Below are 22,900 nucleotides of genomic sequence, written 5' to 3' on the forward strand. Positions count from 1 at the left end.
TATTAGCTTTCAGAATTAATCGCTGAAAATAGCGAAGAGTAATCCGCATGAGAAAACGACATTTTCATTGCCCTTTCTATAATTTCCCGCACACCTTCAAGACTGGCAACATTTAAGCCTACAGATTTTGCCTCGGAAATAAAAAGCTCTGTATCCTTCATCAAATGTTTTGTGGGAAAATTTGGATTGTCATAGTTTCCCTCTAGCATTCGTTGCAATTTTTTATCAAATGTAGGTGCATAAAGGGCGCTTTCGCGGACAATTTCCATAAACAAATCGACGTTTACACCTTGTCTTTGAACAAAACCAAGGCTAAGAGCAAAAGCGGTTGTTAGAGAAGCAATTAATTGGTTAAGTGCTAATTTTAGCGCAGCCGCGCTCCCTACAGAACCAACAAGTACCGGTTCCGGACCAAAGCTTTTTAAGAGATCTAAATGGCGATTGTATTGTTCTTGAAGTGCGCCTACCATAACGATGAGTTTGCCGGCTTTTGCTTCTGGAATACTACCAAGAACGGGTGCTTCTATATATTCGCCACCTGCAGCCACAACTGCATCTCTAATTTCTCTACTTTCTGCGGGAGTAATTGTTCCCATCTGGATAACACTGCGTCCTGCTACGGTTCGCCAAGACCTATCTGAAAGCAAAACACTGTATATAGCTGCAGCGTTACTTAGCATCAAAATGATACTATCAGCAGAATTGATTGCTTGATAGGAGTGCGTTACAACTTGAGCACCTGCTGTCTGGAGTGGTTCTAACTTTTCTGGGGTACGGTTATAGGCAATTACCTGTATTCCTCTTTCTAGAAGCTTTTGAGCCATGGGGAGTCCCATCAATCCAGTCCCCAGAAATGCTACCTTCATTTTTCACCGTCCGTTATCAGTTTGTTTAGATTAAATAAGAATAATTGAATGGTTAGTGGTTAGTGGAAAACAACTAACCACTAACAATTACCAACTAACCCCCTGCTGCAAATGTCACCATAATCATGACTGAAAGCAAAATACCTGGGGTTAACAGTACAACTAACATTAATAAATCGTGGGGAGACATAAATATTACCCTCCTAATGTTTTCTGTTTTTACGCAATCACTGCTATGTTAGACCAAGTATCTCCACGACAGTGTTAATACAGTGGAATCTTCAGATTTGCATTCCCTCTGGTACGGTAAATCCTGTCAACGGCTGTGCGGCTTGTGCTTCAGTCAATCCTTTGCTTTGAACTAAAACACCAAAGCCACCCAATCCTAACGGATCTATGAGTTGATGGAGTGCATCTCTACGCTGTAGCAATTGTGACATTGGTAGTTTTGTATAGGAAAGATTCGCAATTCGTTCTCCCAATCCCAATGCCATTAAAAATAATGCTTGTTCTCTAAAACCAATGTTATCGAGTCCGCACTGTTCGCCCCACCTTTCCAAAGCAGTAAAATCAATGTGCGATGTGATATCTTGTTGCCCAATATTGATATACGGATTGTTGTGGCGGTGATGTTGATAATAACACTGTAGCGTTCCTTGCGATCGCCTTGGGTTGTAATAACGGTGAGCCGGATACCCATAGTCAATTGTTAAGACATATCCGTGCTGCAAGCAACCCGCGACTGCACTCAGCCAATCTAAAGCAGCTAAGTTCACTTCACTGCGATACTCATCTGGATAACCATTTTTGATATTTATACCGACCAATTCAAAATACTCCACCAGTTGCTGAGTTGAAGGAGTATCTGCGACTTCTACAAAGGGGAGTGGGGGTGAGGGGTTGGGGGAAGTCGAAGCAGAGAAATGAGGAGTCGTAACATACACTTCTAACAATTGTCCCTGTTCCAAAACAAACTGATGAACTGGGAAAGCATCTACCAACTCGTTAGAAAAGAAACAGCCAGAGATAGAGTTGTTGGGTATATCTTCTAGATTGCACCAACGTACAGAAAATTCTTGCAGGCGTTGTTGTTGTTGTTGTTGCTTGAGGGTTGGAGACTTCTCAACGATGATATAATCCAGTGCTTTTAAAAAATCTGGATATTCCTGCTGAATGTACTTCAAAATATCTACAGCTAGAAGTCCTTGACCCGCACCCATTTCTACTAAAGAAAATGGTACTGGTCGCTGTAATATTTCCCACATTTGCACAAATTGAATGGCAAGCAGTTCGCCAAAATCAGCCCCAAGGTGAACGTTCGTGAAAAAATCGCCTTCTTTTCCAATATCGATCGCCTTGTTCGTATAGTAACCATGGGTGGGGTGATACAGCGCTAAGTCCATATACTCAGCGAAGGTTATGCGGTTTTGAGGACTTGTCGCAATTTTGTGTGCGATCGCATCACATAAAGCAGTATTAGAATGCATAGAATAATAAAATCATGTTTAATTACAGTCACTTTCAGTTGAAATTATCATAGATTTGTGCTGATGAATCACCCATGTTTCAAATAAATAGTTGGCTCATTTATACTTTACTTGCACTTTTCTTATACGGTTTGTGGGGGTTTTTTAGTAAGTTAGCCACTAACTACATCGACCCAAAGAGCGCTCTCCTAAATGAAGTTTTAGGTGCTCTTATGGTCAGTTTAGTATTGTTTAGCAATAATGGCTTCAGAGTCAGGGTAGATCGTCTAGGTATTTTTTATGCTGTTTTAGTAGGTGTTTCTGGAACATTGGCAACATTTCTTTTCTTTATTGCTATTACTAAAGGAGCAAGTTCTATTATTTTACCTCTAACTTCGTTATATCCTCTAGTCACGATCCTCCTGTCGGTTTTTATTCTGAAAGAATCTCTGTCTTTAAAACAGAGTCTTGGTATTTTACTAGCTTTAGTTGCGATCGTACTGTGTTCTATGACAGATTAAGGGTGTAGCCTGAAGGATATAGCAATCCTATTTGAGAGCAAAACAAGGAAGACAAGAAAGACAAGAAAGAGGTGTTTGTAAATCATTTACGACTGCCATAAACAAAATTTTATTGAGTTGTAATAATCAACCTCTTGCATAAATAATATTTTTTTGCAAGCAAAGCCGCAAAGAAAAGCAGACAAAACTTGACTTTGAGAAGAGGGATATTCTAAGTATAGACAACAAAATTATACTTATGTAAGAATTAGGGAAGCATTGATCCAAAGTCAGAGTGTGTCTGGCAAAAAGTGAGATGAAGCAAAAAAGTCAGAAGATATGACACGCTACAAGATAGAGATTTCAAGTGAAGCAGAGGAAGATTTAAAGTTTTTTAAAGCCAGCGATCGCAAAGCCATTTTGGAGTACATCATTCTTCACCTTTCTGACGAGCCATTAACTGAGACCCGCAAGAAAAAGAAGCTTCGAGAGAATCCAGTTGCACCTTGGGAGTTGAAATTCAAGAGTTTTAGAATTTTCTATAATGTAGAAGCAGAAGTAGTCACTGTTATTGTGGTTGCAGTTGGCAAAAAGGAACACAATGTTCTTTATATTCGAGGGGTAGAGGTCAAGCTATGAAACAAATTAATTTAGAACAAATGGAGACTATTAGTTTATCGGAGTTACTGAAGTTTGCCCAAGCTGAATCGGTTGTGCTTGTCTCCTCGGATGGAGAAACATTTATTCTTAAACGGTTATCAGAAGAAGATAAAGATGATGTAGAGTTTGCAATTGAAGTGGAAGCACTGCGTAAAAGCAAATCTTTTCAGGAGTTTTTAGATGAGCGTTTGAACTATAAGACAACAAAATCCATTGAAGAAATTCTAGCAGATGTAGAAGCTGACATTGCTGCCAATACTCCATCTGAATGAGATATCGCGTTTGGAAAAACACTTATACTACATTTGTATTTGGTGTGTATGCGCTAAAGTGCAACTACAAATCAAAGGAAAGTCAACCGAAAATTGGGCAGAAAAAGTATGCGTAAAAATTCTTGGCGCGTTTTAGTATTGGTAATACTTTCTGCATTGCTTGTTGGATGTCTTAACTTTGGTAATAACTACAGTCATGAAGATGGGCAAAAGCCTCCTTTAAAAGAAATAGGAAATTGGTTGGGTTTACCCCTACCTAATAACTATTCGTATTTAAAGTATAAAATTATTGCTGATGCTCCCGATAAAAACGTTGAAATTGCTGTAAAGGTTCCAGAAGATTTTTTTAAAAATTTAATTAAGAGTCAAAATTTAGCAAATTATGACCGAGTTAAAGATAAGCTAGCTTACGATTTAAAACCAAGAGAGTTCTTAAATGATGAAACTTCTAATTCTATCCTCAAGAAACCTCAGCCCAATACAACAATATGGATAACGACAAATCAATTTTATCCTAAATATCTCTGGTATCAAAATTCAACATTATATCTTCTCTATTCTTCAAGATAGCAAAAACCCGATTCCTAAAAGAAACCGGGTTTTTCCAAGATGGTATTGAAATATCTTAGCGGTCTACAGATCCCATAATGATATCAATACTACCGAGAATGACGACAACGTCTGCTACTTTCATACCTCTTAACAAATGAGGTAGAATTTGCAGGTTGTTAAAATCAGCAGCGCGAATTTTCCAGCGCCATGGGAAGACGTTATCATCTCCAATCAGGTAAATTCCCAATTCACCTTTACCACTTTCGACACGGCTGTAAATTTCGCCTTTGGGAATTTTAAAAGTAGGGGCGATTTTCTTACTAATGTATTGATAATCAAAGCCATCCCACTCTGATTTTTTACCGGCTGCCAAGCGTTTGGCTTCTAGGTTCTCGTAGGGACCCCCAGGAAGCCCTTTAATAGCTTGCCTGAGAATTTTGACGGATTCGCGCATTTCTCGCATCCGTACCATGTAACGGGCTAAACAATCACCTGCTGTTTCCCACTGTACGTCCCAGTCAAAATCGTCGTAACACTCGTAGTGGTCAACTTTCCGCAAGTCCCACTTCACCCCAGAAGCGCGTAACATGGGACCGGAAAGTCCCCAGTTGATTGCTTCTTCACGAGTAATAGTGCCAATACCCTCAACGCGACGGCGGAAAATGGGGTTGTTGGTTACCAATCGCTCGTACTCATCAATTTTGGGTGTGAAGTAGTCGCAGAAGTCCAAGCACTTGTCTACCCAACCGTAAGGTAAATCTACAGCTACGCCACCAATCCGGAAGTAGTTGTTGTTGACCATGCGGTAGCCAGTAGCAGCTTCCCACAAGTCGTAAATCAATTCCCGTTCGCGGAATTGATAGAAGAAGGGAGTTTGAGCACCTACGTCAGCAAGGAAGGGACCGAACCACAGCAAGTGATTGGCAATGCGGTTCAACTCTAGCATGATAACGCGGATGTAACTAGCACGTTTGGGAACGGGAATATCTGCCAGTTTTTCTGGGGCGTTCACAGTAACGGCTTCATTAAACATTCCTGCGGCGTAGTCCCACCGACTGACATAGGGGACGTACATAATATTGGTGCGGTTCTCCGCAATTTTTTCCATTCCCCGGTGCAAGTAGCCAATGACTGGTTCGCAATCAACGACATCCTCGCCATCTAGAGTCACAATCAGTCGTAGTACCCCATGCATTGAGGGGTGGTGGGGACCCATGTTTAGCACCATTGGTTCGGTGCGGGTTTCGATTCTTGGCATAGATTTGGTGTGTTCTCCGGTCTTGGAAAAATTTTAAAGAGAATCCCGAGCAAAGATTTTAGCCTTTAGGGCGGGACTCAGAACTTCAGTTGAGCACTCCACAAAGCTCGGTAGTTGGGGAGAGGGTGGCAGTAGGGGTTTTTACTTGATGTTTTATTTTGTTGCACTTCTTCATTAATTATATAAAGATGAGGCGAAAGGACAGATCGTTGCAGGAATTTCTTTATCCCTAATGTTGTGAATTCGCAGCATAGATAAAAGCAATCCTAATCTATCAATAAAGGTAAGATGTTATTATGAAAGATTATGAGCTTCCACTTGATATTGAAGAAGTTGCATTCTCACACATTCCCGTCCTGAGTCGGGAAGTGGTTGAGGGTTTAGCTGTGCTTCCCAACGGTCACTACTTGGATGCGACTGTTGGCGGTGGAGGTCACAGTCGGCTGATTTTGGAATCTGCTCCTGATGTAAGATTAACAGCTGTTGACCAAGATGAAGATGCTCTGGCTGCGGCGAAAAAGGAATTAGCAGTATTTGAAAAAAGAGTGCAATTTATACACGGTAACTTTGCTGTCTGCGAATTTCCTCAAAACACTTTTAATGGTATACTCGCTGACCTAGGTGTTAGTTCTCACCATTTGGATACTCCAGAACGCGGTTTTAGTTTTCGTCGCGAGGCGCGTTTGGATATGCGAATGGATAGGAGACAATCTTTAACGGCGGCTGATGTTATCAATGATTGGGATGAAGTTGAATTAGCCAATATTTTCTTTAAGTATGGAGAGGAACGTCTATCGCGACGTATTGCCAGACGGATTGTTGAAAAACGACCATTTCAAACAACGACAGAATTAGCAACGGCGATCGCATCTTCTGTACCTGCTAAATACCGACATGGTAGAATTCATCCTGCGACCCGTGTTTTTCAAGCTTTGCGAATTGCTGTCAATGATGAGTTAAAAGTTTTAGAGACTTTCATAACAAAAGCACCAAACGCTCTTGTCCCTGGTGGTAGAATCGCGATTATTAGTTTTCACAGTTTGGAAGACCGGATAGTGAAGCACGGTTTGAGAGATTCTCCTTTGTTGAATGTATTAACTAAGAAACCCATAACAGCACAAGAGGAGGAAATTACCAACAACCCCCGCGCTCGTTCTGCAAAATTGAGAATAGCAGAACGGAAGAGATTAGCGACCCTATATTAAAATATCTTGCCACCTGCTGGCAGTGGCAAATCTACTCAAATGCTTGACATTCGTAGTGGCGATTATAGTTTAGTTACCTTGAGACAAAAGATGCGCTAGTTGTCTTCTGGAATCATTTAATCCACTTCCGACTTCCTTGACAATTTTGACAAATTGATATCCTTACAAGGTAGATCTGTAAAATTAACTAGAACATTCTCGACTTAATATTAATTGCCCATTATTCAGGCGGTAAACATTTTGCGCTTCGATAATCGGGTCGCCTTTTTTCCAAGGACGAGATGTAGTTTCCACACCTCTAACCTCACCAGTTGCGTAGGTAGAAACCAAAACACCAGGGCGATTAGTGGGCAAAGCACCAGAACCTTTGATAGTAAAAGAGTTTTCTTGTCGCTTGATGCTGCGAGTAATGCAACTCTTGGTGAGGAGTGTGTTAGTGTCGATAAGATTTGAGGATAAGTCGGTGAAGGAGTTTTGGATGGAACTGGTATCGGGTGCGTTAATGTTGATTACACCAGAAATACCCAATTCAGAACTGGCTGTAATATCGCTTTTTTCCGTTGGTTTTGGACGCGCTTCGATACCGAAGATACCTTGTGAGTTAATTCTGACATTTCCACCGCTTCCTTCAAAAGAGTCGCCGCTAATATTGCTGTTTTCTTGAGGAACACCGACGATGAATTTAGCGTTGATATTGATGTTCCCGCCATTTCCACCTGCTTTGGTTAAACCTGCAGTTGTGCTGATATTGCTGTTACGACGCAATAGTAATAAATCTGTAGAGGTTAAGTTAATATTTCCACCATTACCAGAGTTTGTTTGAGCAGCAATAATTCCTTCATTATCTAGACTGACAGTACGAGTATTAATGTTAATATCTCCAGCATTTCCCTGTCCTGTGCTACTGGAACTTAGTACTCCATAATTGGTAATCAATAAAGTACGAGCATTTATATTAATATCACCACCCTCACCTTTGCCAGTAAATCCTTCTTCTGTTGTAACTTGGGTTGCGATTCCACTTCTACGACCGCCTGAACTCATTCCATCAAACAATACAGTACCGCCAGCATTTAATGTAACATTACCTGCATTTCCCTGTCCTAAAGTATCAGCCCGAACTTGAGAACCATTTGTAAAAGAAATATCGTCAGTAGCATTAATTAACACATTTCCCGCATCACCTTTACCAACAGTAGCGGACAATAAAGCAGCACCATCGGATAACGAAAAGTTACGCCCCTGAATTTCAATATCTCCACCTTTACCTACCGCATTTAGGTAAAGAATGGAAGACAAACTGCTTGTTCCTGAAATAGAGACATCACCACCTGCTCGAATTGCAATTTTACCAGCATTTCCTTCTTTGCCAATAAATGTTGCTATACCACTACTATCTTTGATAGTTGTGTCACCTGATGTAGTTATCAAGACATTACCCGCATCACCTTTACCAAAAGATAATGTAGCTAAATTAGCATTATCAAATAGCTCAAAACTACGGGCGAAAATCTCAATATCACCACTATTACCTACACCAGTCTCCAACACTCCGCTAGATATTCCACTACTCAGTCTTTCACTGCGTCCGGAAAGTATCACAGCACCGCTTGCTTGAATTTTGATATTCCCAGCATTCCCTTCACCTGATGTACCATTACTCAGAGAAGAACCACCTGTAAAGGAAGTATTCTCCTTTGTATTTATTAAGATATTGCCAGCATTGCCTTTACCACCAAGATTGCTGTTAAAAATCGAAGATTCTCCGCTTACAAAAAATGACTTGGCAAAGATATTAATATTTCCGGCATTACCAACACCTGTTTCGGAAATACTGCTCGATATATTACTGTTATTTGCAAGAGAAACTGTGTCTGTTGCTTGAATTGAAATATTACCACCGTTTCCTTTACCAGAAGTGCTAGCAAAGAAATAAGAATTATTATCTAAAAAAAGTTTTCCTGTTTGAATATCAATATCTCCACCATTACCTACTATTTCTGAAGTTGCACTACTAAAATATGCTTGATTATTCAAAAATAAAGTATCTTGAACTTTAATCGAGATAGTACCAGCATTTCCCTGCCCAGAAGTATAACTATTAATTGAAGCATTATCTAATAACAAATTCCCAGATTGAATGTTGATAGTGCCACCATTACCCCTGGCTTTACTAGAAACCGTGGTACTAATTTGAGTGAAGCCAATATTATTAGTATCGCTGAGAGAAATTTTTCCTGATACTTGAATAAAAATGTTACCTCCATCACCAATCCCAAAGGTATCAGCACTTATTTGACCTTTGTTGTTTAAGAATAATTCTCTGGTATTAATGCGGATATTTCCACCTTTACCTACACCATCAAGACTCACATCACTACTAATCCTACTGGGTAACTTTACTTGTCCAAATTGTTCCGTAAAAACCTTACCAAAACCATCTAGATTAATATTTTCACGAGCGTCAATGCTGATATTGCCTGCGTTGCCTTTCCCGTTTGTACCTGTATCAATACTTGCACCATTTGTCAATGACAGCAAACCCGTTGTTATTTCTATATTTCCGCCATTACCGACACCTCCAGCTATTACACCACTTTGAATACCAGCAATCGAAAACTCTCCTATCCCATCCAGCTTAATTGTGTCTCGGGCATTCACAAAGATATTACCTGCATCTCCTTTACCGGAAACTGTAGTAGATATTTTTGAACCACCTAATAACGAAAGAATTCCAGTATTAACCCAGATATTTCCACCTTTACCTACACCATCTGCAAACACCCTACTGTCAATAGAACTACCACCATCAAAAGCAATATTATTAGCATCAATAGTAAGATTTCCTGCCTCGCCTTTACCCAGGGTACTGCTGCTAATAAATACCCCATTGGTTGATTGGAGAGATCCTGTTTTTATCTGAATATCTCCAGCTTTACCTGTGCCTTCTGGATTGACAGCACTAATAATACGACTATAAATTCGACTTGGTTCTCCGTCTTTTAGAGTAGTCTCTACAAAACCATCTAAACTTATGGTATCGCGAGCATTGATATTGATACTACCAGCATTTCCTTGTCCTAAAGTTTTGGTGTTGAGTTCGGAACCTTGCGCTAGAGAAAGAGAACTTGTTTGAATGTTGATACTACCACCATTGCCGAAACTTCCCTCTTCCGTAGAACTATAAATCTCACTACTACCTGTAAGCAAAATATTATCTTTGGCTAGTATTGAAACTTTTCCAGAATTTCCTTGTCCAAAAGTACTGGCATCTAAAAACGAATTTTTACTTAAGCTTAAGGAACCTGTAGTTATATTAATGTCACCCGATTTACCAATAGCGTCTTTTCGCAATGTGTTGGAAATAAAGCTAGTATCAGTCAGATTTATGGTTCCTGTGGCGTTAATTTCTATATGACCACCTTGACTATTTGGTGTTCCTAAACCTGTTTCTATACCTGCTCTAAGTTTACTTTCTCCTGCTAAATTCACATCACGAGCATGAATTTTAATATTCCCGCCATTCGCACCACGAACATTAACTTCTGCGGCGTTATTTAGGGAAACATTTGCCCGTTCTACACCATCAGGTACTGCTAAACTGATACGATCGCCTGCAATATTTAATCCTATATTTCCCGGTGCAGCCAAACCTGCTAACTCAATATTCCCCCCATAGGAGCGAATACTCCCACCATCAATATTGATATTTCCACCAACAAGCAGCAAACTTTTGCCATCTGGTACTCTTAAACCCGTGACATCTTCAGCAATAAGATTCTTACCAGCAGAAGCTTGCGATTGATTAGTAATTCTTGCGTTCCCTTGGTTTTGATTAAACAACAAGGCTGAAGGATTCACCGTCAACAATGGTGCTGCTTCGGGATTTGTGGCACTAAAAACACCGCGATCGCCAAACTGTACCCCGTTCGCTGTTGTCCCCACAAAGGAACCCTGCACATCTAAACTAGCATCTTTGCCAAATACAATCCCATTGGGATTAATCAAATATAGATTCGGGTTAGAACCACCAGATGTTCCCAGTCTCCCAAAAATTTCGGAAGGGTTATTCCCTGTCACCCGTGCCAGAATATTTTGGATATCTACACTAGGACTCACAAAATATACTTCCCGTCCCGCGCTAACATTAAATTCTTTAAAACTGTGAAACAGATTAATTTGGCGAATTGCACCACCTGTAATGACTTCTATCGGTGTCGGGTAAAAGTTGCCTGTCACTTGGGAGGACTCAGCGCCAAGTGTGTTGTCGGGTACAATATTACTTTGTTGCGCTAGGGTTTTCGTGGTGAAGAGACTCATGCTCAACCAGCCAAGTAACCCAGCCAATCCGAACTGCAAACACTTGTGTAAACCGTGTTTTCTTGTCATTGGGTGTGCTTTCATTTGGTCTATACGAGTATCTAATCAAACTGTATGCTTAAGCAATACTTCTAGTAAATATTCTTGCGTATCCCGATAGCAAGACAGTTTTCTGCAATAATATTTTTTTGTTTGTATAAAAAAAACTATATTTTATAGCGATTTGCATCGGAGTGAGGTACAGATTTATCCGCGTTCGTCTGCTACAGGCTGGGTTCCATAACTTTTTTATATATTGCACTCAATTGAAAAGTTGGGTTTCGTTCCTCAACCCAACCTACATCTACCTTATATAAGAGAGGAATTTTTAGAGCGCTCCTTTGCAACAAAACTATTGATACCCCGCAGCTTGCAGAGAAAACAGTGTTGCGTAACGCCCACCCAATTCTAACAACTCTTCGTGAGTTCCCTGTTCTACAATTTCTCCAGCTTCAACAACCATAATTTTGTCAGCCATTCGCACTGTAGAAAAACGGTGAGAGATGAGAAAGACCATCTGATGAACAGTGAGAGTGCGAAAGCGATTGAAAATCTCAAACTCTGCTTGGGGGTCTATGGCTGATGTTGGTTCATCTAAAACCAAAATATCTGCTTGAGTTCGCATAAAAGCACGGGAAAGAGCAATTTTTTGCCACTGTCCTCCAGAAAGTTCGTATCCCTTCCTAAACCATTTACCAAGCTGAGTTTGAAAATTGTTAGGCAAATGTTCGATAAAAGGAAGTGACATACCTTTGTCTGCAGCCGTTATCCACCGAGTATTGTCTTCTAGGTTGTCCACATCTCCCACACCAATATTCTCACCCACTGTAAACTGGTAGCGCACAAAGTTCTGAAAAATGACCCCAATACGCCGCCGCAATACATTCACGTTCCACTCTTGCAAGTCTAAACCATCTAATAAGATCCTCCCGGAATTAGGAGTATAAAGTCGGCTCAGCAGTTTGATAAGTGTTGTTTTACCTGAACCATTTTCACCAACAATGGCTAGTTTTTCTCCTGGCTTGAGGTGAAAGGAAATATTTTTCAATGTTGGTTGCAAATTCCCAGGATATGTAAACGATACGTTCTCAAAACGAATACCATCTTTAGATTTTAGCCCTTTGGTTGCTTTGCCTTTTGGTTCTGGTATCCCCTCTTCTAAAAATTCATAGAGATTGGAAAGATACAAGTTATCTTCGTACATTCCTCCAATAGAGGTGAGCGCACCAGAAAATGTTGATTGTCCTTGACGAAAAACGGTGAGATACATTGTCATATCTCCTAGAGAAATTCTGCCTGCAACTGTTTCCACTACAATCCAGGCATAAGCTATATAAAAAGCAGCAGTACTTAACAAACTCAGTAGGTAGCCCCACATTCCTCGCCGCAGCGTCAAGTCGCGATCTTCTCCAAAAAGTCGATTGAAGATCGTGTGATAGCGCTCGAGCAACATATCTCCTAGTTGGTAAAGCTTCACCTCTTTGGCAAAGTCTTCTCTAGCAAGAAGGGTTTCTAAATAATGCTGTTCGCGGGCTTCAGGAGCACGCCAGCTAAAGAGGCGAAAGGCTTCTCCTGCAAATTTGGTTTCTGCAAAAAATGCTGGCATTGCTGCTATAACTAGCATCAATAATGCCCAAACGGAGAACTTGATTAACAAAAGACCGTAAGTGACAAGAGATAGAGCACTTTGTACCAAGCCAAAGGTGCGAGTTACGAGAGAGAGAGGACGAACAGATGCTTCTCTCCTTGCATTGGTCATTTTGTCGTAGAATTCTGAATCCTCAAATTGAGTGAGTTCGAGTGAAAGTGCTTTTTCCAGGATTAGAACGTTGACCCGTTGACCGAGCAGCATTCTGAGCAAGGATTGGCAAACCGTCAAACCTCGTTGGCTTGCTGCTAGTAAAGCCACTGCAATAGCCTCTAGTCCCACATACATTAATGGGTAATAAAGATTGACAGAGTCGCTATTATATGTAACTGCAAAATTGCGTGCTGCTATGACAGCATCAACTATTAACTTGCCAATATACGCGACAGCAGCTGGTAAAAGACCTGCGACTAAAGTTAAACTCGCAAGAATAATGGTAAGAGAGCGGCTAGTCGTCCAGACTAAGCCTAAAGCTCGCCCACTGTATCGAAAAACTGCAAGGGATTGGCGCAGAGCGTTGCGTTTTTTACGTATCTTCATTATTTTTTTATAGCGTAAAATTGACCCCGCAATACAGCTGTACTTCGTAATGGCTTCTTTATCGCATACAAAGAATTGATTACAATCAGACCTTCTCTTTAGTTCTGCAAGGTTAAACCCCCCCTTCCGCACCCCAACCGTCACAAACGGTAATTACTGAGTAAAATCTTTAAAAAAAGAATAAAAATATACAGTTGCTTGCCAAAAAGACAGGTGAGAAAGCGTAGAAACTGAGATATAAGAGACTCAACTCATTCTTAATTATTAGCAATAAGATAGCCAGAGATCTTCTGTGGTAATTGATAGATAAATCCCTATAGTTTCTTGAATAAATTTATGATTGCATTAATGTAAAAGTCTCAATAGAAAACGATTAGACATACTGATTGAGAGCCATTTTTCAAAAAATAGCTATTTTGTAGAGAAGTTATAAATATAAATTTTCAAAACTTAATTATGTGACTAAGCGGTAATAACGCTGACAATGTTCGGGCAAGAGATTCAAAATAAAATTTCTTTCATTATTATTGCTGATATTTGATAAAAAGTAGCTAGGGAGCTTGCTTATCCTCGTGCTTTTGGGGTTATTACAGTCACTTTATGTTGCTCAATTTGATGATATTTGAACTTTTGAGAAAGTTTTGATAATGCTTTAACCGTATCCGCTTCACAGGCAAATTTTTCGGCGGCTAACTTCTTCAATTCGTTGCGAGCTTTTTCTTCAGCTTTCAGAATTTTTTGTCAGAGCTTACGTAAATCTACTTCTCTATCCCTCTAAATTCTCTTGAATCACTATTGCAAGTAATTTTTAAATACTGAATTGTTATCTACTCTATTTTTAGTTTTTATGTACAACTTTTTCTGCTTCTTATTCATGTGTGACAGTTTGGGTGCGGAAGGGTGGTTCAAAGCGATCGCTAAAAAGACTGTTGTTAATCCCTTCATATACAATTTATCCAGAGTTCTACCTAATTTATCATCATTTAAGTATTCCGGCTTGACTCCAGAACCAATTAAATGTTCACACGCTTTGCCCTCAAAAAATTTTGAAAACATTTGGTGCAAGTCACGCTTTTTCTGTCAGAAAAATCTAAAGTTTCAAACCCAGTTTTGCATGAAAATCCTCGTCGTATATTGCTGCCTCCCACATCTGGGCAGATTTAACTTGCTCAGGAGTCAAGTTTTTGGCTTCCATTAAGTTGGCACCCGCAAGTAAGGCACCGCTGAGGTTGACATTGCTAAGGTTAGCACCGCTAAAGTTGGCACCTGCAAGTAAGGCACTGCTGAGGTTAGCTCCGCTAAGGTTGACATCGCTGAAGTTTGCAGAAATGAGGTCGGCACCACTGAGGTTGACATTAGGACCAATAAGGTGCATCTGCTGATTAGTAGGAACGAAATTCTGAGGGAACTTAGTTTCTTTGTTGTACAAAGAGCCTTTGAGTTTAGCACCGCCGAGTTTAGCATTGCCGTAGTAGTTACCGCTGCTGAGGTTGGCACCGCTGAGGTTGGCACCTCTGAGGTTGGTATCGAAGAGATCGGCACTGCTGAGTTTGGCATCGCTGAGGTTAGCACCGTCGAGACGGGCACCCCTAAGATTAGCTGCGTTAAAGCTAGCTTTCGTTAGGTTAGTTCCCATAAGATTAGCTCCCGTGAGGTTGGCTTCCGTGAAGTTGGCTCCCATGAGGTTAGCACCATTGAAGTCGGCTTCCGTTAGGTTAGCTTCCCCAAGGCTGGCTCCATTGAGGTTGACGTTGTGGAGGTTGGCTTTCGTAAAGTCGGCTCCCCAAAGGTAGGCTTTCGTGAGATTGGCATCCCAAAGGTAGGCTTCCGTTAGGTTAGCTCCACTGAGATCGACTCCGGTGAGGTTGGCCGATCTGATATTTGCTTTCGTGAAGTTGGCATGGCTGAGGTTAGCACCGCTGAGGTTTGCTCCACTGAGGTCAGATCCGGTGAGGTTGGCTTGATTAAGAGGTCTGCAATTACCAAACAAACGCTCTGACAAGTAATTGGGCTTCCATTTAAACCTTAGTGCGATCCAACACCCTTTGACTAGACGTTCAAGTGCTTGACGTTTCCCTGCACCACCTTCTTTATTAATTATGGCAATGTCGTTTCCGATGACTTCTTCCCTCAGGCGTGGTTCGAGCACAGCCAATACAGCAATAACTGGAATTACTAAAAAACTAATAGCTTGGAATTGCCTACATCGTTTTTGTTTTAGGCTTTCTCGAATTAACTCCTCAGCAAGGGGAGACAGAGGATAGGTATTACTGTATTCTTGTCGAAAAACCTTTGCTTGTGTCAATCTTTTCCCTTGGAGTAAATAATCCTTCGACTTTCTCTGATCTCGCCAGTCTTTAGCCGCTGCTTCGATTTTGCGCTGTTGCTTAAGCTTATCCCGATTTTCATCAATCCATCCGCGTAAACGTTGCCATTCTCGGATCAGGGCTTCATGAACTACCTCCACTGTTTCTTCCCCTGACTGTTCATTGCGTCCCGTCACTACCAAACGTGCTTTATAGCCAGCTAAATAAGTCACCAATCCCCAATTCTCTTCCCCAACTTCGGCACTAGTAGCTAGTTGGCGGGTATCCTCGGTTCCTTCCCCCAGACGTACTAATTGCAGAAAAATCCGTTGTGCTTGCTTCTGCTCTGTCTCACTGAGTTTGCAATAAACCCGTTCAGCATGATTTGCTAAAGCTTTTTTCACACCCCCAATCTCATCATACGCTTGGTGAGTTAACACACGATTTTGCTGCTTCTCCCACAGTCGGGTCAGAGCAAATTCTAACAACGGCAAATTACCTGGTTCTTGTCCCACATCATCCAAAATTCGCTCGGTTAGATGTGCTTCCAATTGCACTTCTAGCTTTTGGGCAGGTTGCTCAATGGCTGTCTGTAGTTCCTCCCTACTCATTGAACTTAGCAACTGAGGCGTAAATTGCTGCAATACATCTCGAAACGGACGATAGGAAAGGACATAGCTGTAGAAGTCAGCTCTTAGAGTCAAGACCAGCGTCAAACTTGTTTGATGTATAGCTGCCAACAACGTATCAACAAAACGCTCCTGTTCCTCTTTAATCTGGCAAAGAGTGTAGAGTTCCTCAAACTGATCTGCTACCAGCAATAAATTTTTGTTAGGGTTATGTTGCAAAATTCGAGAAGTTACCTGCTGTAAGGTTATTTCACCTTTTTTCAAGGATTCTGCCAGTTTAGCTGTCTTTATCACTTGCTCTGTTTTACCAAGTTCTGGTTCTAATTGACGCACTAAAGTGTAGGCAAGCTCATCAAACGGTTGCTTTCCAGGGCGGAACGATTCAATCAGCCAAGTTTCTTCCATCCGTAACTGTGAAATTAGTCCAGCAAACACTACAGAAGACTTTCCACTACCACTTGGACCCATTACTGCGACTAAGGGCTGTTTGCGAGTAGCCTGAACTAAGCACTCAACAAATGTCTCTTGCCCAAAAAAGAACTGTGCATCCTGCTCCTGAAATGCAGATAATCCCTGATATGGGTTTGGTGGGAGAATTACTTCTGGTTCAATCTCAATTGAGACAGGATGAATTAGTTTTTTTTTAAGCACTGGGGTCTGATGCTCTTTAAGACCAACTAGCTGAGAGCAGCCTAGCTCAAAAGCAAACTCCACTTCTTCCCCGGCTCCTAGGGCATCGTAAAACGCTACGGCAAAATTAATGGCTGCTTTATCCCCAATTGCTTGATTCATGCCAATCACATAGTTAATGTGTTGACTAATTGCCTCCGCCTGTACTTCTGAGTAGCAAGCATTCAACAGTACACACTCTACTCCCTTTACGGCAAACAGCTTAAACATACTAGAGAGTGCATCTGCCCGCACAAAGGCTGCCTGCCCCGTTTCATCCTCCAAGACAATACCATCTTCGCCACCACCATGTCCGCAGAAGTGAACAATCTGCGGTTGACTGTCCAATATTGCTCGGTAAAAATCCCGCGAGCGCACCGCCCACTTCTGCTCTAGCTTGAAACGCTCTCGCTTGTTTGCTCGTCGCAATCCTTCATCAATTTCCGATACCTCTTTATCTAGTCGTAACCGAGAAGTATTTGTGGGATTAACAGCTAATACCAGAATTGTTTTGACACGCGTGTTGTTACTCATAAGAGTACACTTAATAAGTCCAAGTGGTCAATATTCTTAATTTCAATATCTTTGACATTAAACATGATGGTAAAATATTTCAAGCAACACTCTGAAAATTTTGACACTTTGACTGTGTTACCCATCAGCCCCTCAGAAACTTATCTCACAATTTTGTAAAACGCAAGCTGCACAACAAGTAAAGATACAGCGCTTTGCATCTGAATGAGGTACACCCCCCTTTCATCCCCCCGATGCTTTGGGGGGACAGAGGGGGGTAATTTTTGTACCTCACCAAGTTGAAATCTGCTGTATGCTGACACGTAAAATAGGCGATCGCACTCAATCATCATAGAGTGCGATCGCCATACTAGAATATTCTCCCCACAGATCTTATCGGTCTGGATTATCCTGGCTATTAGCTTCAGGAGAGGGGCTGCTACTTGGTACTACAGTTTCATTTTCTACAGATGAAGTAGGTGTATTAGTATCACTATTTGTTTCTTCATCAGAAGTACTTGTGTTGGAGTTTGAAGGTGATGTGGGTGTAGTTGCTGTTGCGGGAGGAGCTGGTTTGGTTGCACCTTCTTGAGGTGGAACAGTTATGTTGACATTAGGTGTAGTAGCTGGTGATGGCTTTGGTGCGGGTATAAAGACTGGAACTGGAACTTCCTTGGTTCTTTCAATAACTGTTGGAACTTCTCTCGTTCTTTCAATAATCGTAGTTTTGGTTTGAGAATTTTGAGTTCCCACGGGTGATGGACTTGGAGATGCAGTGTTTGTTGAAGGAACTGCTGATGGTGTGGTAGTAGTATTCTCTACAGAAGAATCTTGTTGATTGAAATACCAAACAGCGCCTACTGTTAGCCCTGTCAGTAGGGTCAGTAATAAGCCTAAAATGATTCCACGCCCAGTACTATCGGTGTCCCGTTGTTCAATCCGATCTTGATAATTCCGTTCTGAGGATTGACCGTGGAGGTAACCATTTTGATAAGACTGAACATCGGTTCTACCGTTATTGACTGTTTCAGTTGTTCGTGTCACGTTGGCGTGAGTGTTTCCATTCCCATCGGTATAAATATCTTTGTGAATTTCTTGAAAGTTTTTGCGATCGTTTGAGTCGTTCATAACAGTTGTTTTTATTCTCTTAATAAGGTGATAGGGAAAAAATGATTGGCTATGAGCAAGTCATTAACCTGCTCTCAATTCTTATTTTGAATTGAGGAATATTATCGATATAATTCCCTGGTTATAAGTGACAAATTTCATTCAAAGTATTATTAGAATAGCCTCACTCTTTACGAAAAGCTTTCTATCGAAAGAAGTGATATCAGCTTCTATCAAAGGAGCGATTGTTTCACTTTAAAAGTAGAAAATTAGAGAATAAGAATAAATGTCTTTAAGGTTTAATTCAATTCAACCAATCCCGGTATGACTACTGTACTTACAATTTTTTATAAATAATCTAGTTGTTCGTATGACTGGTACAAAACGGCGCTCAGTATGAAGGCTAAAGGATGACAGCAACACGCTTATACTCTAAGCTTTATCAAGATTGACAATGGTAACAGATTAAAAAAGTTTTTCCTGTACGCTTTTGCGCCTGAGGCTCTCTACATCCGGACTTTTGCCTTTTTGTATGAGCTAAGCGAGCAGAAAAAGTTGACCGAATATAACAGAATATTAAGCAATGAAGAGAAATACCGTCTCAAAATGTGGTGAATTTGCCATGAAGCCTGTACGTCAAACTTTGTCAACGAGAGATATCCAACTTTCTTACTTGGAATGGAACCAAGGTCAAGAACCATTACTGCTGTTACACGGTTTAGCCGACCATGCCTTAGTTTGGTCTAGCTTGGGAGATGACCTAGCAGCAGATTACCATATCGTTGCGCCAGATATGCGCGGTCATGGGGAAAGTAGCAAACCCGAAGATGACTACAGTTTTGAGAGTGCGATCGCGGACTTAGAAGCACTCATGGATAAACTAGGATGGTCATCTGCTCATATTGTAGGTCATTCTTGGTCGGGAAAACTGGCTGTGATTTGGGCAAGACTCAATCCCCAACGTGTACGGAGCATGGTTTTAATAGACCCAATTTTTATCTGGAAAATCCCCAGTATTTTCAAACTCACTTTTCCACTTTTGTACAATTCTTTATCCTTTCTTAAAGGGATGGGACCGTTTGCAAGTTACGAAGAAGCCGAACAGAAAGCGCGTCAGTTATATGAATTCCAAGGATGGAGCCCCTTACAACAGCAGGTTTTTAAAGAAGGTATAGAACAAAAACCGGATGGTAGCTGGGGTAGTAAATTTACAATCGCAGCCCGTAATGGAATTTTTGAAGAAGTGATGCGAGTTCCTGGTTTTACAATCCCAATTCATACTCCCACCCTGTTTATACAACCAGAAAAAGGAGTTAACCGCAAAGATTGGCAGATCAAACCCTACAAAACTTATCTGAAAAGTTTACAGATAAGTACGGTTCCTGGCAATCATTGGCCGTTCCTGAGTGAACCTGAGATATTTAATCAAACTGTAAAAGCGTTTTTACAGGGAGTTAGATAATTATCTCACGCACTTGTTGCAAAGACGCAAAGAGTTTCTTCGCGTCTTTGCGTGAGATATTGCAACTTTAATTACGTGTATCTGTCATTTATACAAGTAAATTTCAGTCGCTACTATAGAGTACTGGTACGCTTACCCATTCATTGTTTGTCATGAGCCTGTGTATAAACCCCACGTGTCCCAAACCGAACCATCCAGATAATGATGAAAACCGCTTTTGTCAAAGCTGTGGTTCCCTCATGGAATTGCAGGGACGTTATCGGGTGATGCGGCTTTTAAGTGATAAAACGGGTTTTGGAAAAATTTATGAGGCTTACGAACGGGACACGCCAAAAATTCTGAAGGTTCTTAAAGAGGAATTATCAACGGACGCCAAAGCAGTAGAACTTTTCCAGCAAGAGGTGGCTGTCTTGGGACAATTGGAACATTCTGGCATTCCCAATGAAGATAGCTACTTTCAGTATCAAACCAGACACGGTTTGAATTTACACTGCATTGTTATGGAAAAGATTGAGGGTCCTAACTTAGAACAGTGGCTGAGACAACAGCAAAATAGACCCATTTCTCAAGACCAAGCCATCGCTTGGTTGAAACAATTGGCCGAAATTTTGGGGCTCGTACATGGAAAGCAGTATCTGCACCGAGATATTAAGCCATCTAATATTATGATTCGACCGGATGGACAGTTGGTACTCATTGACTTTGGCACTGCTCGGGAAGTGACGAGAACTTACTTAGCAAAACTACACGGTAGTGCAGGGGGTGTCACAGCTATTATGTCTTCCGGTTATAGCCCCCCAGAACAATTGAATGGATTGGCTGTACCTCAATCAGATTTTTTTGCTTTGGGACGCACTTTTGTATTTTTGCTGACAGGACAAAACCCCATAACATTGTATGACGCCCATCACAACGTATTGCATTGGCGCGATCGCACTGTTGGTATTTCACCACTCCTGTTAAACTGTGTTGATTGGTTAATGGCAACAGAAGTTAGTCAACGTCCTGCTAATGCTCAAGAAATCTTAAAACGCCTTGCTGCGATCGAACAACAGTTGGGAGGAAGTGCTGTAGCTACTGTCAATGTTGTGGGAAGTTTAGAGACACAACCTTTGTCACCACCAGATACGACAACCTTACCACCAAAACCCCATGTCCCAGTACAACAGCCATCCGAAAAAGTGCCATTACTTTCCTTGTTTGCAGCTCTATTGGTGGTTTTAGGCTTTCTTGGTATCGTTGCTTTAGCAACACGGTCTCCACAATTTGCTTCACTTCCCGATTACGGACAAGCACCAGAAAGAAAAGGAAAAGTTGACTACTTTCCCTATGAAGAAGGTAGAGATAGCCAAGGTAGAATAGCTGAATTTAACGTAGCTGTTCTCTCTGTAGAATATAAATGGCTGTTGGGTAGTGATTTCCAAGTCAAATACAACGACCAAGTCATTAATCTAGATGCTTTGAGATCCAATTTAGAGCAAGAAGGTATACAGAGAATTATGGAAAATCCTACAGAGATTATTTCTGTAGGAACAGCTTCTTGTGAGGGGGTCGTAGCAGTTGAAGAACGTAGGGCGCTTGAGCGTTCAAAGCAGATACAACTTTTAGCTAAAAAAATATTTAGTAATACGAACAGTGTCAAAGGTTATCGCTTACTCAATTTAGGGCAATTTCGTCGCAATGACTGTCAGGCGAGCCAGGATTTAACCGCTTATCAAAGAAGCATTATTATCATCGGAGTTAGAAAACAATCAGAAGGCGTTCTTTTGGATGAAGCCCTTAGAGATAGGTTAGAGAAAAAACCATTTGCTGACTTTAAGTTAGAAGATTATTCTCTAGGGTTTCCAGAGAAATTTAAAACAACACCCAGTAATTTATAGTTAATATCAAGCCTTTTTAAAGATGCATAGAATGAGCCTGCGAAGCGACCTCTTTGTTTGTGCAGATCCAGGCTTATAGCCTGAAGGCAATATTATGTAACCTTACACAAAACTAACATTAGAGACATAATAATTTTAAATGGAGAAAGAGATATTTGGATAAAGTCTGATACAATGACCGCTTAATAAATGCCAAAATCCATGCTTCAAATTCCATGACCCGCTTTATACATGATAAGTTTGCAAAAGATTACCTTGAAGAATTACTCAAAAATTACGGGGAGGTCAAAACCTCAGAAAAAGTTTCAGGAGAGATCAAAGAAATTGATGTTTTCTTCATCCCCGCTCAACCCCAGAATTCTGATATACAAACATTAGGCTTGCTGGGCAGATTTGCTGAATTTCCGATGATAGTAGAACCATTTCGCAATGCAGCCTCTGAAGATGAAATCTGCGACTGCTTGCTAAAATTATTGGAAGTCAGAGCGTCCATGCGACGAGAAGCAAAAGCCAATAAAACTAAAATTCTAAAACAGAAAATTCCCAAATTGTGGATTCTCACTCCCACAGCATCTACTAACAGATTATCCAGCTTTAATATTAACCAAAGACCGGGATGGTTACCAGGAATTTACTTTTTGGGAGATGCGTTGAGAGCAGCAATTGTGGTTATACATCAGCTACCACCAACACCAGAGACGCTATGGTTACGACTGTTAGGTAGGGGAAAAGTGCAGCAGCAAGCAATTCTTGAACTCGTGGAGTTACCAGAGAATCATCCCTATCAAAAAGCAACGCTAGAATTAGTTTATAACTTGCAAGAAAATTTGAGAATCAATCAAGATATAGATAAAGACGACAGGGAGTTAATTATGCGATTAGAGCCGCTTTATCAACGCAATCGAGAACAAGCAAAAGAAGAGGGACGGCTTGAAGGACGACAAGAGGGACGACTTGAAGGACGACAAGAGGGACGACTTGAAGGACGACAAGAGGGACGACTTGAAG

The 22,900-nt window shown here is 41.0% G+C and carries 15 protein-coding genes and 1 pseudogene; 8 read left to right on the top strand and 8 right to left on the bottom strand.

What is annotated here, in order from left to right; genetic code table 11:
* Positions 1-2: 2 nt before the first annotated feature.
* Together AB0756_RS15830 and AB0756_RS15835 are read right to left on the bottom strand one after the other, a co-directional pair.
* Complete coding sequence (locus AB0756_RS15830) at positions 3-866, bottom strand: NAD(P)-dependent oxidoreductase (protein WP_038075793.1); 864 nt, start codon at positions 864-866, stop codon at positions 3-5.
* 281 nt (positions 867-1,147) lie between these two features.
* A complete protein-coding gene (locus tag AB0756_RS15835; RefSeq protein WP_050046175.1) occupies positions 1,148-2,353 on the bottom strand; it encodes a class I SAM-dependent methyltransferase in 1,206 nt (401 codons plus the stop codon).
* Between the two features lie 74 nt (positions 2,354-2,427).
* Here AB0756_RS15835 and AB0756_RS15840 point away from each other — a divergent pair, with 74 nt between their 5' ends.
* From AB0756_RS15840 to AB0756_RS15855, 4 genes are all read left to right on the top strand, one after another.
* Positions 2,428-2,853, top strand: a complete 426-nt coding sequence (locus AB0756_RS15840) for an EamA family transporter (protein ID WP_038075799.1) — start codon at positions 2,428-2,430, stop codon at positions 2,851-2,853.
* A 318-nt stretch (positions 2,854-3,171) separates the two neighbouring features.
* Positions 3,172-3,471, top strand: a complete 300-nt coding sequence (locus tag AB0756_RS15845) for a type II toxin-antitoxin system RelE/ParE family toxin (protein WP_038075801.1) — start codon at positions 3,172-3,174, stop codon at positions 3,469-3,471.
* Positions 3,468-3,764, top strand: a complete 297-nt coding sequence (locus AB0756_RS15850) for a hypothetical protein (RefSeq protein ID WP_038075803.1) — start codon at positions 3,468-3,470, stop codon at positions 3,762-3,764. Before AB0756_RS15845 ends, AB0756_RS15850 begins: the two co-directional genes overlap by 4 nt.
* A 108-nt stretch (positions 3,765-3,872) precedes the next feature.
* On the top strand, positions 3,873-4,334 hold the full coding sequence (locus tag AB0756_RS15855) for a hypothetical protein (protein WP_038075809.1): 462 nt from the start codon (positions 3,873-3,875) through the stop codon (positions 4,332-4,334).
* Between the two features lie 55 nt (positions 4,335-4,389).
* Here the strand turns inward: AB0756_RS15855 and AB0756_RS15860 are convergent, their stop codons facing one another.
* Positions 4,390-5,574 (bottom strand): NAD(P)H-quinone oxidoreductase subunit H, encoded by a 1,185-nt coding sequence (locus AB0756_RS15860; RefSeq protein ID WP_038075812.1) that lies wholly within the window; start codon positions 5,572-5,574, stop codon positions 4,390-4,392.
* Positions 5,575-5,870: 296 nt separating this feature from the next.
* On the opposite strand from AB0756_RS15860, the gene rsmH reads away from it, so the two are divergent.
* Positions 5,871-6,779 carry a 16S rRNA (cytosine(1402)-N(4))-methyltransferase RsmH gene (rsmH, locus tag AB0756_RS15865; RefSeq protein ID WP_038075815.1) on the top strand — a complete coding sequence of 303 codons (909 nt, stop codon included), beginning with the start codon at positions 5,871-5,873 and terminating at the stop codon, positions 6,777-6,779.
* 183 nt (positions 6,780-6,962) lie between these two features.
* Here the strand turns inward: rsmH and AB0756_RS15870 are convergent, their stop codons facing one another.
* The 5 genes and pseudogenes from AB0756_RS15870 to AB0756_RS15890 all read right to left on the bottom strand — a co-directional run bounded on the left by AB0756_RS15870 (position 6,963) and on the right by AB0756_RS15890 (position 18,571).
* Positions 6,963-11,168 carry a two-partner secretion domain-containing protein gene (locus AB0756_RS15870; protein WP_038075818.1) on the bottom strand — a complete coding sequence of 1,402 codons (4,206 nt, stop codon included), beginning with the start codon at positions 11,166-11,168 and terminating at the stop codon, positions 6,963-6,965.
* Positions 11,169-11,490: 322 nt separating this feature from the next.
* Positions 11,491-13,326: an ABC transporter ATP-binding protein gene (locus tag AB0756_RS15875; protein ID WP_038075820.1), complete on the bottom strand. Its 1,836-nt coding sequence runs from the start codon at positions 13,324-13,326 to the stop codon at positions 11,491-11,493.
* A 591-nt stretch (positions 13,327-13,917) separates the two neighbouring features.
* Positions 13,918-14,382 (bottom strand): annotated as a pseudogene (locus AB0756_RS40030) (DUF4277 domain-containing protein); the annotation flags it as partial.
* Between the two features lie 34 nt (positions 14,383-14,416).
* On the bottom strand, positions 14,417-17,464 hold the full coding sequence (locus AB0756_RS15885) for an nSTAND1 domain-containing NTPase (RefSeq protein ID WP_050046169.1): 3,048 nt from the start codon (positions 17,462-17,464) through the stop codon (positions 14,417-14,419).
* A gap of 372 nt (positions 17,465-17,836) precedes the next feature.
* Positions 17,837-18,571 (bottom strand): hypothetical protein, encoded by a 735-nt coding sequence (locus AB0756_RS15890; RefSeq protein ID WP_038075821.1) that lies wholly within the window; start codon positions 18,569-18,571, stop codon positions 17,837-17,839.
* 601 nt (positions 18,572-19,172) lie between these two features.
* On the opposite strand from AB0756_RS15890, the gene AB0756_RS15895 reads away from it, so the two are divergent.
* From AB0756_RS15895 to AB0756_RS15905, 3 genes are all read left to right on the top strand, one after another.
* Positions 19,173-20,012, top strand: coding sequence for an alpha/beta fold hydrolase (locus AB0756_RS15895; RefSeq protein WP_038076090.1), 840 nt, complete (start codon positions 19,173-19,175; stop codon positions 20,010-20,012).
* 152 nt (positions 20,013-20,164) lie between these two features.
* Positions 20,165-21,892 carry a serine/threonine protein kinase gene (locus AB0756_RS15900; RefSeq protein WP_038075823.1) on the top strand — a complete coding sequence of 576 codons (1,728 nt, stop codon included), beginning with the start codon at positions 20,165-20,167 and terminating at the stop codon, positions 21,890-21,892.
* A gap of 215 nt (positions 21,893-22,107) precedes the next feature.
* The coding region (locus tag AB0756_RS15905) for an RpnC/YadD family protein (protein ID WP_408019887.1) at positions 22,108-22,900 on the top strand (793 nt) is incomplete at its 3' end.

Source organism: Tolypothrix campylonemoides VB511288_2 (assembly GCF_045999855.1).
Lineage (GTDB): Bacteria > Cyanobacteriota > Cyanobacteriia > Cyanobacteriales > Nostocaceae > Scytonema > Scytonema bouteillei_A.

Coding starts and splice junctions, on each gene's coding strand:
- AB0756_RS15830 (WP_038075793.1), bottom strand. CDS start 866: ATGAAGGTAGCATTTCTGGGGACTGGATTGATGGGACTCCCCATGGCT.
- AB0756_RS15835 (WP_050046175.1), bottom strand. CDS start 2,353: ATGCATTCTAATACTGCTTTATGTGATGCGATCGCACACAAAATTGCG.
- AB0756_RS15840 (WP_038075799.1), top strand. CDS start 2,428: ATGTTTCAAATAAATAGTTGGCTCATTTATACTTTACTTGCACTTTTC.
- AB0756_RS15845 (WP_038075801.1), top strand. CDS start 3,172: ATGACACGCTACAAGATAGAGATTTCAAGTGAAGCAGAGGAAGATTTA.
- AB0756_RS15850 (WP_038075803.1), top strand. CDS start 3,468: ATGAAACAAATTAATTTAGAACAAATGGAGACTATTAGTTTATCGGAG.
- AB0756_RS15855 (WP_038075809.1), top strand. CDS start 3,873: ATGCGTAAAAATTCTTGGCGCGTTTTAGTATTGGTAATACTTTCTGCA.
- AB0756_RS15860 (WP_038075812.1), bottom strand. CDS start 5,574: ATGCCAAGAATCGAAACCCGCACCGAACCAATGGTGCTAAACATGGGT.
- rsmH (WP_038075815.1), top strand. CDS start 5,871: ATGAAAGATTATGAGCTTCCACTTGATATTGAAGAAGTTGCATTCTCA.
- AB0756_RS15870 (WP_038075818.1), bottom strand. CDS start 11,168: ATGACAAGAAAACACGGTTTACACAAGTGTTTGCAGTTCGGATTGGCT.
- AB0756_RS15875 (WP_038075820.1), bottom strand. CDS start 13,326: ATGAAGATACGTAAAAAACGCAACGCTCTGCGCCAATCCCTTGCAGTT.
- AB0756_RS15885 (WP_050046169.1), bottom strand. CDS start 17,464: ATGAGTAACAACACGCGTGTCAAAACAATTCTGGTATTAGCTGTTAAT.
- AB0756_RS15890 (WP_038075821.1), bottom strand. CDS start 18,571: ATGAACGACTCAAACGATCGCAAAAACTTTCAAGAAATTCACAAAGAT.
- AB0756_RS15895 (WP_038076090.1), top strand. CDS start 19,173: ATGAAGCCTGTACGTCAAACTTTGTCAACGAGAGATATCCAACTTTCT.
- AB0756_RS15900 (WP_038075823.1), top strand. CDS start 20,165: ATGAGCCTGTGTATAAACCCCACGTGTCCCAAACCGAACCATCCAGAT.